The organism is Rhizobium sp. PDO1-076 (genome assembly GCF_000247475.1).
GTDB lineage: Bacteria > Pseudomonadota > Alphaproteobacteria > Rhizobiales > Rhizobiaceae > Allorhizobium.
Map to the genome: position 1 here is coordinate 50,398 of NZ_AHZC01000044.1, position 13,661 is coordinate 64,058.

At 61.7% G+C, this 13,661-nt stretch carries 14 protein-coding genes; 13 read left to right on the forward strand and 1 reads right to left on the reverse strand.

Translation table 11 applies throughout. From position 1 onward, the window contains the following. Positions 1-18 precede the first annotated feature (18 nt). From PDO_RS04070 to PDO_RS04130, 13 genes are all read left to right on the forward strand, one after another. The gene (locus PDO_RS04070) at positions 19-2,643 is read left to right on the forward strand and encodes a heavy metal translocating P-type ATPase (RefSeq protein ID WP_052023380.1); all 2,625 of its coding nucleotides are present in this window, start codon (positions 19-21) and stop codon (positions 2,641-2,643) included. A gap of 196 nt (positions 2,644-2,839) precedes the next feature. Next, positions 2,840-3,271, forward strand: a complete 432-nt coding sequence (gene cueR / locus PDO_RS04075) for a Cu(I)-responsive transcriptional regulator (protein WP_007598195.1) — start codon at positions 2,840-2,842, stop codon at positions 3,269-3,271. Between the two features lie 179 nt (positions 3,272-3,450). Next, positions 3,451-3,645, forward strand: a complete 195-nt coding sequence (locus PDO_RS04080) for a heavy-metal-associated domain-containing protein (protein WP_037072579.1) — start codon at positions 3,451-3,453, stop codon at positions 3,643-3,645. A gap of 177 nt (positions 3,646-3,822) precedes the next feature. Then, positions 3,823-4,983, forward strand: coding sequence for a GGDEF domain-containing protein (locus PDO_RS04085; RefSeq protein WP_007598199.1), 1,161 nt, complete (start codon positions 3,823-3,825; stop codon positions 4,981-4,983). A gap of 164 nt (positions 4,984-5,147) precedes the next feature. Further along, entirely contained in the window at positions 5,148-5,600 is a 453-nt protein-coding gene (locus tag PDO_RS04090) for a hypothetical protein (RefSeq protein ID WP_007598201.1), read from the forward strand. Between the two features lie 268 nt (positions 5,601-5,868). Further along, positions 5,869-6,177 (forward strand): endonuclease domain-containing protein, encoded by a 309-nt coding sequence (locus PDO_RS04095; RefSeq protein ID WP_007598203.1) that lies wholly within the window; start codon positions 5,869-5,871, stop codon positions 6,175-6,177. Between the two features lie 234 nt (positions 6,178-6,411). Continuing rightward, complete coding sequence (locus PDO_RS04100) at positions 6,412-7,878, forward strand: DNA-packaging protein (protein WP_007598204.1); 1,467 nt, start codon at positions 6,412-6,414, stop codon at positions 7,876-7,878. A 207-nt stretch (positions 7,879-8,085) separates the two neighbouring features. Further along, on the forward strand, positions 8,086-8,826 hold the full coding sequence (locus PDO_RS26630) for a hypothetical protein (protein WP_007598206.1): 741 nt from the start codon (positions 8,086-8,088) through the stop codon (positions 8,824-8,826). A gap of 234 nt (positions 8,827-9,060) precedes the next feature. Next, positions 9,061-9,801, forward strand: a complete 741-nt coding sequence (locus PDO_RS04110; RefSeq protein WP_007598208.1) for a hypothetical protein — start codon at positions 9,061-9,063, stop codon at positions 9,799-9,801. 155 nt (positions 9,802-9,956) lie between these two features. Continuing rightward, positions 9,957-10,943, forward strand: a complete 987-nt coding sequence (locus tag PDO_RS04115) for a head maturation protease, ClpP-related (RefSeq protein WP_085995738.1) — start codon at positions 9,957-9,959, stop codon at positions 10,941-10,943. Between the two features lie 12 nt (positions 10,944-10,955). Continuing rightward, positions 10,956-11,330, forward strand: coding sequence for a head decoration protein (locus PDO_RS04120; RefSeq protein ID WP_007598212.1), 375 nt, complete (start codon positions 10,956-10,958; stop codon positions 11,328-11,330). A gap of 3 nt (positions 11,331-11,333) precedes the next feature. Continuing rightward, the gene (locus PDO_RS04125; protein ID WP_007598214.1) at positions 11,334-12,383 is read left to right on the forward strand and encodes a major capsid protein; all 1,050 of its coding nucleotides are present in this window, start codon (positions 11,334-11,336) and stop codon (positions 12,381-12,383) included. Positions 12,384-12,503: 120 nt separating this feature from the next. After that, positions 12,504-12,749 (forward strand): hypothetical protein, encoded by a 246-nt coding sequence (locus tag PDO_RS04130; protein WP_007598215.1) that lies wholly within the window; start codon positions 12,504-12,506, stop codon positions 12,747-12,749. A gap of 438 nt (positions 12,750-13,187) precedes the next feature. Here the strand turns inward: PDO_RS04130 and PDO_RS04135 are convergent, their stop codons facing one another. Further along, positions 13,188-13,487, reverse strand: a complete 300-nt coding sequence (locus PDO_RS04135) for a hypothetical protein (protein WP_007598216.1) — start codon at positions 13,485-13,487, stop codon at positions 13,188-13,190. Positions 13,488-13,661 lie beyond the last annotated feature (174 nt).

The window sequence follows — 13,661 nt, forward strand, 5'->3', positions numbered from 1 at the left end:
AGGGCAGAGGTGATGATGATGAATGTGCAATCCAAGACGTTTTCCGAGGTTCCGCCGCTTCAGGTCCCCGTTGACGGCATGACCTGCGCTTCCTGCGTGCGCCGTGTCGAGAAGGCGGCGGCTGGCGTTGAGGGCGTCGCGGCGAGTGCGGTGAATTTTGCCACCGAGACGCTGAGCGTCACGCCGGGGCAGGGCTTTTCGGCGGCGGCGCTGATGCGGGCGATCGCCGATGCCGGCTATGAGGCGCGGGCGGAAAAGCTGGTGCTCGAGGTCGAGGACATGACCTGCGCCTCCTGCGTCAGCCGGGTGGAAAAGGCACTTCTGTCGGTGCCGGCGGTGGAGACGGCCTCGGTCAATCTGGCGACCGGCGAGGCGATCGTCACCGTGCTTGGCGGTGCGCTGGCGCTTGCCGACATGCAGGCGGCGGTCGACAAGGCCGGTTACCGGCTGCGACCGGTCGTGCCGCAGGCAACGGGCTGGCCCGCGGTAAATGCCTCGGACACTTCCGGCGGCAGGGATGGCGCGCGCCACCGGCCGCTGGCAGATGCAGGCGTAGGCGGGCAACCCGACGACAGCCGCGAGGCGCGCCGCGCCCGCGAGATCGCCCTCCTGACCCGCGACGTGTGGATCGCGCTTGTCCTGTCGCTGCCGCTGTTCGTCATGGAAATGGGCAGCCATCTCTATCCGCCGCTGCATCACACACTGATGCAGGTTTTCCCCGGCAACACGCTGTATTATCTGCAATTTGTCCTGGCGACGCTGGTCCTATTCGGGCCCGGCCGGCGCTTTTTCGTCAAGGGCGTGCCGGCTCTGATCCGGCTGGCGCCCGACATGAATGCGCTGGTCGCGATCGGCACCGGGGCGGCCTATCTCTATTCGCTGGTGACGACGTTTGCGCCCGGCCTGCTGCCGGCCGAAGCCCGGCATGTCTATTACGAGGCCGCCACCGTCATCGTCACGCTGATCCTGCTTGGCCGCCTGCTCGAGGCCCGCGCCAAGGGCCGGACGGGGGCGGCGATCCGCAAACTGGCCGGTCTGCAGGCGAAAACTGCGAGGGTCGAGCGCGACGGCCGCACCGTCGATCTCGACGTTGCCGAAGTCGTGGTCGGCGATACGGTGGTGATCCGGCCGGGCGAACGCATTCCGGTCGACGGCACGGTGATCGACGGCACGAGCGCGGTCGACGAGGCGATGATTTCCGGCGAACCGATCCCGGTCGAGAAGGGGCCGGGGGCAACCGTCATCGGCGGCACGGTCAACGGATCCGGCAGTCTGAGGTTCACCGCGACCGGCGTCGGCGCCGACATGATGCTGTCGCGCATCATCCGCATGGTTGCAGAGGCGCAAGGGGCCAAGCTGCCAATCCAGAAACTGGTCGACCAAGTGACGTCCTGGTTCGTGCCGGCGGTCATTGCTGTCGCGATCCTCACTTTCTTCGTCTGGTTGGCCGTCGGGCCGGAGCCGGCCTATACCTACGGGCTGATCGCCGCCGTCGCCGTGCTGATTATCGCTTGCCCCTGCGCCATGGGGCTGGCCACCCCGACCTCGATCATGGTCGGCACCGGCAGGGCGGCGGAACTCGGCGTGCTGTTTCGAAAGGGCGAGGCGCTGCAGACGCTGGCCGATATCGACACCGTCGTCATGGACAAGACCGGAACGATCACCAAGGGCCGGCCGGAACTGGTCGAGATCGTCGTGGCCGACGGTTTTGATGAGGCCGAGGTGCTGGGCCTTGTTGCCAGCCTCGAGGCGCGCTCGGAACATCCGCTCGCCGACGCGATCGTCCGGGCGGCGGAAGGGCGCGGGCTGGGCCTCTCGCCGGTCCAGACGATGCAGGCGGTGGCGGGGTTTGGCCTTGTCGGAAGCGTCGCCGGTCGGACGGTTGCGGCTGGTGCGGATCGCTACATGGTGAAGCTCGGGCTTGATGTCGCGCCGTTCTCGGCACGGGTCGCCGAACTGGCCGACCAGGGCGCAAGTCCGCTTTATGTCGCGATCGACGGCAGGCTTTCGGCGGCATTGGCGGTGGCCGATCCGCTGAAGCGGACCAGCGCTGCTGCGATTGCGGCGCTGAAGGCGATGGGGCTGAAGGTGATGATGGTGACCGGCGACAATGGCCGCACGGCTCGCGCGATTGCGGCCAAGGCCGGCATCGACGATTTTGTCGCCGAGGTTCTGCCGGAAGGAAAGGTCAAGGTGATCAAGGACCTGCAGGCAAAAGGCGCAAAACTCGCCTTTGTCGGCGACGGCATCAACGATGCGCCGGCGCTGGCTACGGCCGATGCCGGCATCGCGATCGGCACCGGCACCGATGTGGCGATCGAAAGCGCCGATGTGGTGCTGGTCGGCGGCGACCTCACAGGTGCCCTGCATGCGATCGAACTGTCGCGCAAGGTGATGCGCAATATCGGTGAAAACCTGTTCTGGGCCTTCGGCTACAATGTGCTGCTGATCCCGGTCGCCGCCGGCGCGCTTTATCCGGCCTTCGGCTGGATGCTCTCGCCGATGATCGGCGCCGGCGCCATGGGGCTGTCGAGCGTGTTTGTGCTGTCGAATGCGCTCAGGCTGAAACGGGCGAGGGTGACGGATGTGGGAGCCGATGCTGTCATCGGGCGGTCCTCCTCATCTGCGAAATCTAGCACTTAGCTGAAGCTAAGATGCTGATTTCGCTTCTTCTCCCTCCAGGGGAGAAGAAAGGCGGTGGCGTTTTCCTCTCCCCTGGAGGGAGAGGACGGAAAATCACGGTCTTGGCGTCAGCCAAGTCGTAGATCTTCCAGGTGAGGGGGCTTTGTCATCCGGAAACGAGAACAGGCCCGGAAACGAAATAACGAAGGAGAATCAGATGAATATCGGTGAAGCCTCTGCCGCCTCCGGCGTCTCGGCTAAGATGATCCGCTACTATGAGGAAATCGGCCTGATTGCGCCGGCGGGACGCACGGCCGCCAATTACCGGGTCTATGACGAGGATGAGGTCAACCGGCTGCGCTTTGTCCGGCGCGCCCGCAATCTCGGCTTTTCGCTTGAGGAAACCGAGCGGCTGCTCAAACTCTGGGCCGACAAAGAGCGGGCGAGCGGCGAGGTCAAGGCGCTGGCGGTCAGTCATGTCGCCGATCTGCAGCGAAAGATTGCCGAGATGCAGTCGATGGTCGATACGCTGACGCATCTGGCCGACAGCTGTCACGGCGACGCGCGGCCGCATTGTCCGATCCTCGCCGACCTTGCCGGAAAGCCGGTGCGGCAAAAGGCCGGGGGCGCCGGGGAGAAAACCGCTTGACCTAGCCACCGGGGCAGGGTGCAGAAGCGTGACGAAGATATCCGTGACATTGGAGGACTTCCGGTAAAGGCCGGATCGGCTTTGTATCGGGGTATTACGTTAAAACAAAGAGATAGAGCATTTCAGGTGATCCAGTTTCATCGGAAATGCTCGAGAGCTTACAGGAGCGTGACGTGAGCATGCGTGCAGAATTTTCGGTCGAGGACATGACCTGTGGCCATTGCGAAAAGGCCGTGACAAGGGCGCTGGCCGACGCGCTGCCGGGGGCTGCCGTGCACATCGATCTGGCGGCCCATACGGTAAGCGTCGAGGGCGATGCTGGCGTTGCCGAAGCCGCGATCCGCGAAGCCGGCTATACGCCGGTCAAGGTCTGAGGCATCGCATGACCCGAATTCAGTAGTCGGGCTGTGGCGGAAAGGCCGATCGGCTGGGGAAAATGACGGTCGTTTCAAGTTTTAACGATTGTCGCGTCTAATTTAGAAAGTTGTTTGCCAGACAAGCAGATCTGTTGTCGGACGCGCCATGCGTTTGCCGATTTTCGAGGCTTGGGCATGCAGGGATTGACACGGGTTGGCGCCAGGCAGGACTGGCTTTTGCGGATGGGCGCCGAAGTCGAGGCGGCGCATGAGCGCGCCTATGGCGCCATGCGCATAGTGCACCTGCGCCAGACCATTCTGGTCGGGCTTGCGGTCTACAATGTCTATAACCTGACCAGCCTCTATCTGATGGCCGATATCCAGGCATGGACGGTGTTCCTGCGGCTGTGCGTGCTGACACCGGGTTCGCTGCTGATCTTCTGCCTCGTGCCGCGCCTGCCGGAAATCTGGCGGGAAGTGCTGCTGCTGCCGGGCGTGTTGGTCGCCAGCCTGCTGCCGCTGCTTCTGCTCTGGCAGTCGCAATCGCCGCTGGCCACCTACACGATCGGCGAACTGCCGCTGGCGCTTGTCTTCGGCAACATGCTGCTGGTGTTGCGTTTTCGTTATGCCGTGCCGTTCACCCTTATCACCTGCGGGGTCGCCATCGTGGTGGTGAAGACCAAGGTCGGCATCGATCCGATGCTGCATTTCCCTTTTCTCGTGCAGATCGTCACCGGCGCCTTCCTGACGCTCTATGCCAACTGGCATGTCGAGCGCGTGCGCTGCCGGTCCTACCTTGCCGAATATGATGCGCGGGGGCGTGCCGACCGGGCGGAAAGGCTGGGCGACCGGCTGCGCGACCTGTCGCGCACCGACACGCTGACCGGCATCGCCAATCGCGGCCATCTCGACGAGACGCTGGCGGCCTGGCTGGAAGACGGTTCCGAGGTGCTGGTGATGATGGTCGATGTCGACCATTTCAAAGCCTATAACGACCTGCTCGGCCATCCCGCCGGCGACGAATGCCTGAAGCTGGTGGCGCAGCGCCTGGCTGATTATGCGCGCTATTATGACGGCTTTGCCGCCCGCTATGGTGGCGAGGAGTTTACCCTGATTTTCCAGATGGATGCGGCCAATGGCGGATCCTTTCTCGCCGACCGCGTCGTCAAGGCGGTGCGCACGCTCGCCATTCCCCATCCGGCCCGCACGGACGGGCTTTCGGTGGTCACCGTCAGCGCCGGTTTCGCCGGCACGCAAGCCGGACTGCCGCGCACGGCCGGCACCCTGCTCGCCCGCTCCGATCAGGCGCTCTACGAGGCCAAGCGCCAGGGCCGCGACCGGTCGCGGGCGGCGTAAGCGATGTGAAAATTCGCAAAATAGGAAAATAATCCTTGACGGCGTGACGCTGTTTTGCTAGTTTTGGTCATGGTCGGAAATCTGCGGATGGCGGCTGGTGTGGTTCGATATGGACGTTTGAAGCTCGGGGATCCCCGGGCTTTTTTTGTTTTCTGGAGGCGGGCATGATGGCGGATGACGAGGTTGCGGATCTGGCGCTGCTTGTGCCGCTGGAGGTCAAGTCGGTCGATGAGGCCGATGTTGGCTCCGATGGTGGGGCGAGGCGCGAACTGGCGCTGCTGCTGGCCGATTTCACCCTCGAGATGCGGGCGCAGTTTGATCTGTTCCGCAGGCTGCGCTCGGCGGCCGAGGCGCTGCTCGACGGCGCCGACGAGGCAGCGGCCAAGCTGGCCCGTGCCGACATCAAGGCGGCGACCGACGCGATCGCGCTGATCATCCGCACACTGGAAAAGATCGACAGCCTGCAGCGGCAGCTGGCCCGCGACCGGACCGAGGCCGATGAACGGCAGCAGCTGGAGCGCGACCCGGAAGGCCTGCGCCAGAAGCTGGCATTGATGATCGAGGCGCGGGTGGCGGAGCGGGTCGAAGTGGAACTGGCGGCCCGGGCGCCGCCGTGAGGGTGAGGGGCATTGGCGGGCGTGGCTCTGGTTTGCAGCTTGTCCCCTCATCTGCGAAATCTAGCACTTAGCTGCGCTAAGATGCTGATTTCGCTTCTTCTCCCTCGAAGGGGGAGAAGAAGAGCGTTGAGGTCTTCGCTGACGGCGTGGCCTTGGCTGGGATTTCGCGGCTGAGCTTGTGTTTCAACGGGCTTTTGGCAAGATCTTGAAAAAAGGTTTCGCCATGTCCAGAACCTTTCCGCCACTTGCCCGCAGCAGAGCGCGATCGATGCGCCTGGATGCGACGGATGCCGAGGCGATCGTCTGGTCGCATATTCGAAATCGTTTGCTGAATGGTTTCAAGTTTCGCCGACAGGTGCCGATCGGTCCGTATATCGCGGATTTTGTCTGCCAGGAACGAAAGCTTGTCGTTGAACTGGACGGGTTTCAACATGCGGAAAGCAGCCACGACCTGGTACGGGACCAGTATCTGAACACGCTCGGCTACCGGGTTTTGCGCTTCTGGAACCAGGACGTCTATTCCAGCCTTCACGATGTGCTTCGCCATCTTGTCGAGGTTCTCGAAGGCCGCGCTTGAACGCGACGCCTTTCTTCTCCCCTTGAGGGAGAAGAAGCGAAATCGAGGGCTTAGCCGCAGGCTAAACCTCAATTTCGCAGATGAGGGGGTGTTGCTCGGAGTGAACGTCCCCCTCACCAGGAAAATCTACGACTTAGCCTGCGGCTAAGATCGTGATTTTCCGTCCTCTCCCTCGAAGGGGAGAGGCAAGGCGTCGGGGATGGCGCTGCGTATCGGCAATCATCGGGAGTGGCGATGACCAGGAGCAGTGAGGGGCGGGTGCAGAGCAGCCAACAGCGCCAGGCGACTGGCATTTTGGATGAATTTTCAACGGGCATGAACGCTGTCAATGCGCATCGCGCCGTGGCGGTGGCCTCGGCAAGGGCGGCAGCGGAGGCGATCGGTGGATCGATCTATGGGCGGAGCGGCCGGGAAATCGCCTGGCCGGCTGATGCTCTCGGCGGTGCCTCGGCGCCGGATCGGACGCTGTCGGATCAGACGGCACTGGACCTGACCGGCGCGCTTTCCGATCTTGATCCGGGCGAACTGAAATATCTGCTGCGCGACTGGTCGCTGGTCGGCCGCACCGAGCAGCAGCCGCCGCAGGGTGACTGGCTGACCTGGCTGATCCTCGGCGGTCGCGGGTCGGGCAAGACCCGCGCCGGGGCCGAATGGGTGCAGGCGCAGGTGTTGGCGGCCGGGCGGCGCACGGATCTGCGCATCGCGCTGGTGGCCGAGACGCTGGGCGACGCCCGCGAGGTGATGATCGACGGGGCTTCCGGCCTTGCGCGCCTTGCCGGGCCGATGGTGCCGGAGGTCGAGATCAGCCGCAGGCGGCTGGTCTGGTCGAATGGCGCGATGGCCCAGATCTTTTCGTCGGAAGATCCCGAAAGTCTGCGCGGGCCGCAGTTTCATCTGGCCTGGTGCGACGAACTGACGAAATGGAAACACGCGGATGCGACATTCGACATGCTGCAGTTTGCGCTGAGGCTCGGCGACCGGCCGCGCCAGGTGGTGACGACGACGCCACGCGCGGTGCCGCTCCTGAAACGGCTGATCGGCGACCCGACGACGGCGCTGACCCGGATCTCGACGGCGCGCAATGCCGGCAATCTGGCGCCGGGTTTCATTGCAGCGCTCGACGCCCGTTATGGCGGCACGCGGCTTGGCCGGCAGGAGCTGGATGGCGAACTGATCGAGGACCGGCCGGACGCGCTGTGGAAGCGCGAGCGGCTGGACGACTTGGTGACCAGGGTCAGCGAACCGCTGCGCCGCATCGTCGTGGCGGTCGATCCGCCGGCCGGTGGCGCATCGTCGTGCTGCGGCATCGTGGTCGCCGGCCTGAAGGAGAACGGCCAGGCCGTGGTGCTGGCCGATGTCTCGGTCGAGGGCGCAAGCCCGGCTGTCTGGGCCCGCGCCGTGGTTGCGGCCTTTCGCCGTTTCGAGGCCGACCGGGTGGTGGCCGAGATCAACCAGGGCGGCGACATGGTGGCAAGCGTGCTGACCGGCATCGAGGCATCATTGCCGATTACGACGGTCCGGGCGACACGCGGCAAGTTTCTCCGCGCCGAACCGGTGGCCGCACTTTACGAGCAGGGCCGGGTGGTGCATGCGGCCCGGTTTTCTGCCCTCGAAGACCAGATGTGCGATAATAGCTATAAACCGGAATATGCCGCGAAATCATATAGATGCGGTTTCAGGCGCGGCAAGCACCAAGAGTGAACATCAGCAGAACGAAGCGGATGTTTGCAAAACATCGCAGACGGTAAGTGAGGCTGCGCTCTGGCTGGCCGCAAACCCTGACCAGGTGCAAGGCCCGATCATCCCGTTCATGCGGTCCCGGTTCTCCCTGAGTGCCATCGAGGCTATTGCCGTATGTAAGACGGCACATGCTCTCCGCTATGCCCCGCCTTCAGGGGAGGCGTCGGCATGACTGACCATATCCCCGTCACAAGTGCCCTGCTTCGTTCGCTGCCCCGGATGGATCGCCGCGCCGACCGTCGTCTTGAGGCGCGCTTTGAGAGCGGTGCGCAATCAACCAAGCCGGTGACTAAGGCATACGAGAGGCAACAGGCTGGGCTGGCCGCTACCGACGCACTCAAAGAGACAAGTCGGGTTCGCCGAACTCCTGAAAAGAGACGGAAGGCCACCGAGCTGCGGCGGCGCTGGGGCGGTTCTGGATCACTCCCTCATGAGATCCGTCATTGCTACAGCGAGGCCGAACGCGCTGCGCTCGCTGTCATCGCCGAACGGTGCAAGAGGCGCGGCTATTGTGATGCGACCGTCGAAGAAATCGCTGACGTAGCTGGCGTGTCGAGGACGTCGGTACAGAACGCTGTTCGCAAGGCAAAGGGTAGGGCGCTCGGCCACATCAAGGTTACTGTTCGCCCGAGGCCTGGCCAGAAGCATCTGACGAGCGTGATCCGCATCATTTGCGCGAAGTGGCTTACCTGGCTCGGAAGAGCGATAGGGCTCAAACGTTTGAGCACCTCAGAGAGTGGAGTCAATAAAACTCTCTCAGAGATGCTGGAAACGGCCAAAAGGGCTCTAGAGGGGGAGAGGGCAGATCCGCTTTCGATCCTCATGCAGCCTTTGCGTGTGCTGACAGGCCGGACCAAGAGCGAGATGGGGCCGGCAGCGCTACCGATTAGGCCGGGGAGGCGGCGCTGATGGCGGCGGCTATGCCCCCCATTCAGGGACCGTCTCCGGAAAACCGAGACCAACGGGGCAGCGCGACTGCGGGATTTCACCAGTACGCTTCATGGCAAGCGGTACACGGATACACGTGTTTGCACACGTGATGCACGCTTGGAGTATAATTTGTGGGTTCGGCCACAGATTTCTATTGCGCGTCTCGAAAATCACCCTTATTTGTGGTGTCAATCACTGATTATGGAGGGCTCGATGCTCGATAAGGTTTTTTCTGCCAGCTACTCTGCGAAGGACTGCGCGTTCGCGCTCCAGCACGGCAATTTCTCGAACTGGCGGCGCGATCAGACCAAGGCGAAGGCTTTCTACCTTCCTCGCAAAGCCTCCGCTGGACCTGGCGGCGGCGAGTATCTGTATCTGCACGCGATAGAGATGGGCTTTGCACTCGCCCTCGGGAATACTCGCCGACCGTTTGTCGCTCGGCAGGTGTTTGCGGGCTTCGTCCACCTTCTGTCGGGAAATGACTACCTCCTGAAGAAGATCAACGCGCTCCCTGACGCAGAACGTCTCGCGTTCTGGAGAACCGACTGGGGTTATGTTCCCGAAGATCATCCAATCCTTGGTGAATATGCTGACGGTCAGCCTGTGCGCTCACTGTCCGAACCCTCTGTGAAATGGCTTCTTGCCCGACCGGAGCTGGCGCTTGGCCCTGATGTCATCTCTCGAGATCCTGCCAGCCCTACCTTCCTCATCTATGATCCGCATCCGCACAAGGAGCGGATCATCAACGATGTTGGCATCATCGGCGACATGCCACTGAGCCAAGCGAGATCCGAGTATTTCAAGCTGCGAAGTGCAAACTGGGCTTCGGATACCGCGCACATCGAAGAAGATTGCGATGATCTCCCCGTCGTCAACCTTACCACGCTCTTCAATCGCATAGAGCGACGGCTGGCGCTTCGCATCGAAGCATCATCAATCCGCAAGCTTTCCTAGCCACGTCGCTGGACGCCTGCCGTTCAGTGACGTGGAAATCCAATGATCCGGCATTCGAGCCGGCGAACCGACGCGGAAGCCATGGCGCACGCGTATCTCCTGCAAAAAAGTCGCCTCCCGGTCTCCGGGGGGCGACACCCACCCAAAGAGGCAAGATGATGTCCGCAATCCTTCAAGGTAAAACACTCCACCTCGCCGGCTCAGTAGGGGACGGTTGGTTCGATGAGGAGACCTTCAATTCGGTCGATATTCTCGTTGCGACCGAAGCTTTTGCACCTGAAGACGAGCTGACAGTTCATCTCAACTCGCCTGGCGGGATCGCCTCCGAGGGAGCCGCCATCTACGCCATGCTTGCAGCTCGACCAGGCGCCGTCCATGTCGTTATCGAGGGTATTGCAGCCTCTGCGGCTTCATTAATCGCCATGGCGGGGAAGACGGTTTCGATGTCGCCCGGATCGGTCATGATGATCCACGATCCATCAGGTTTCACTTCCGGAAATTCTGAAGCGCACGGCAAGGCGATAGAAGCCCTTGAGGTATTGGCAAGCGCCTACGCCAGTGTTTATGCCCGGAAATCCGGAAAGCCCCCCTCGGCGTGCCGAGCGATCATGAAGGCCGAAACGTGGTTTACCCCGGAGCAAGCCGTAAAGGCCGGCTTCGCGGACACCGTCGGCCAAGGCCTCCTGTCTCACACGGCGGCCGCTTTCGACTACAGCAAATTCAAAAATGCTCCGCCCGCCCTTGTTGCGATGGCGCGAGCGAACGACTGGGCGGCCCGCGAGGCGAGCCACCAAATGAAAACTCAGCCCGCAAAGGACGGACCAATGCCGAAAGACAATCAAGCGCATGCCGCGGCGGCAGCGCGTATTAAAGCGATCATGAAGGCCGACGAAGCGAAAGGCCGCACCGAACTGGCAGAGCATCTGGCCTACGAAACGGACATGGAACCGGATGCCGCGATTGCTCTCATGCAGCACGCGCCGGATGGCAAGCACGAAACTGCCGCCGATGACTATCACCCGCGCCGAAACCGTGAGGCACGGCAGATGAATGCCTCCGGATTGAATGGGGCGACGGGGCGCGACCGGGCTGCCACCTCCCGCCTGGTGGACAGCATGAAACAGCGTCACGGCGCGAAGTAAGGAGCAGCAACCATGCGAACCCTCAACCTCACACTTGTCAGCGACATCGTCAAATACGAAGCCGACAGCAGCTATTCGCGTGACGAAGACACTCTTGCCTCGGGATCTGGCGTTGTCCTGTCCGGAACGGTCCTCGGCAAGGTTGCGAGCACTCGCAAGTTCAAGCCGCTTGCTCCCGCCGCCGCCGACGGAACGGAGAAGGCTGCCGCCATCATCCTGCAGCGCTCCGACGCAACGTCCGCCGATCAGACGGTCGTCAACCTGAAGCGACATGCGAAGGTGGTGCTGCAGAGCCTGAAATGGCCCGCTGGCATCACTGCCGAGCAGCGGGCAGCCGCCCTCGATCAACTCGAAGCACTGGGCCTTGTTGCCCGTAACGGAGCCTGACACATGCCAACCCCTATGGACTATCTCTCGGCTCCGGATTTCGCTGCCGACGCACTGACCGAAGCGATCAATATCGCGCCTTACCAGACCGGACGCCCTGCGCAGCTCGGCATTTTCGCCGACACGCCGATCAGCACGACCTATGTCCGCCTCGGCGTTCAGGAGCGTGACCTGATCCTCATTCCGGCAAAAGAGCGGGGCGGCGAAAGCAACCTCAACATGCGCCCGGACAAGAAGGGTATCGTTGACTTCCAGATTCCGCACTTCCCCCTCGACGACACCATCAAGCCCAGCGACATTCAGAACCTCGTCGCCTGGGACAGTGAGTATGTGATGGAGAGCCTGACCAACGTTTACATGCAGCGCCTCGATGACATCCGCGAGAAACATCACCTGACGCACTCGCATCTGGAGTGGGGAGCACTGAACGGCATCGTAATAGACGCCGCCGGGAAGCAGCTCGTCAACATCTACGAAGAATTCGGCATCGATCCGGTCGAGGTGTTCTTCGATCTCGAAACAGCCACGACCGATATCGCAGAGATGAACCGAGCTGCGAAAGCGCTTATCAGAAAGGAACTTCGCGGGACGCCTGTCACGGGAATGCGAGCGCTGGCGGGCAAGGAATTCTTTGACCGCTACGTCTCTCACGCCTTCGTCAAGGATCAGCTTGCCCAGTACAGCGGCCAGACACCGAACCCGAACCGGGACGACGTCGAGGACGTCTTCACGTTCGCGGGCCTGACGATTGAACGGATCGACGAAGAATTCAAATATCGTCAGCCAGACGGCACGCTGGTCACCCGCGAGGCCGTCGCCGAAGATGAAGCGATTCTGGTGCCGCTCGGAAGCCAGTATTTCAAGCGCTATGTCGCTCCGCCTGACACCCTCTCCGGCGCGAACAAGAAACCGAAAGTCGAGGAGAAGATCCATATCTCGACGAAGGAACTGGATCACGACAAGGGCATGGATATCCATTCCGAGTCGAATGTCCTGCCTATTTGCACGCGGCCGAACCTGATGGTTCGCCTGAAAATTGGCGCCACTCAGTAACCCTGTTTCCTGTCCGGGCGTTGAATCCTCTGTGTTTCGACTGCAGATCCAAAGGATCGGATAGGGCGCACATGACGGCGGCTCGGGCGTCGCCGTCCTCCTCCCATGAAGGAAACAACCGTGACAACTCATGAAAGCCGCCTGAAAATTACACTGCTCGACCAGGCGTCGAGCCGTGCTCGCGGCATCACGGCCGCTCTTGGCGGTATTGAAAAGCAGGCCGCGTTGTTCATGGCGCCGTTCCGCTCGATGACCGGCCAATTGCTGGCTTTCGGCGGTGCCCATCTTAGGGTTTCGGAAGGGTACAAAGCGACGGCCGGCTCGACTATCCGTCGGTGCTTGGCTAGAGTGCTAAAGCGGAAATGACGCGAAGCGAGCCAGCGACCACAAGCTCTGGCTCCCGTGACGGTGCAGTTGTCCAGTATTGCTTCGATCTTGAGCTAATGTAATTTGCGTATGGTGTCGATGGGGCGCTCTCGGAGAGTAGAGCGAAGTCGCCGAGAAATACGGCTGGGGAGCCCACAAGCTCGGTTTCGAATATTATGCCGCCAGCTCTATACTTGTCGCGAAAATGTTGAGCGAATTCCAAGCTCTCAGTCGCAAAGACGCAATTCAGTCGCGATGGAAGTAAGGGATCGATCGATATACGAGCGGCTTCAAGTGCGACCTCCCACAGCACCGAGGCGAGGTTCTCTGGTGTTGGCATCGGGCCACCAGGCCTGAAAACGCGCACAGAGCTACCCCATTGCCCCGGAGATATAACACTGTCCGGGGAGTGGTTCATGGTGCTGACGTGGTACGGCATCAGAGAAGAGCTCTGACGATATATTGGTGATGTTTCATTCCAGGGGATTTTGTCATCACATCACCAAAATCCGACGAGGTCTTCGGACTGATGGAAATTGCGAGCCCCTGATCATTGACCGCTAAGGTTACAAAATCCCCTGATAGTTCGCGTACAACCAACGCGGCCCGCCGGTTATTGGGCCATTCCAAATTGATCTGGTCGCCCGCGGACAACGCGAAACGGACGGCGGGATCCGAGACGAAATCGATTTCGGCGCCGACGAAGAATTGGCTCGCTGAGATATAAGCGTTGTGCATTGTTCCCCTCCTGAAAGTTTGGCCAAGTTGCCTTCAGAAGGTTCGAAAAGCAAGTCGCTGCGGGGCGGTTGAATATCGATATCGCCGGCCTCGATTGTGGTTAGCTACTATGTGAGTGCCGGCCGCTTGGTCCGAAAGTCACACTGTACTTTTGTCCGATATCGCGGTTCAGGG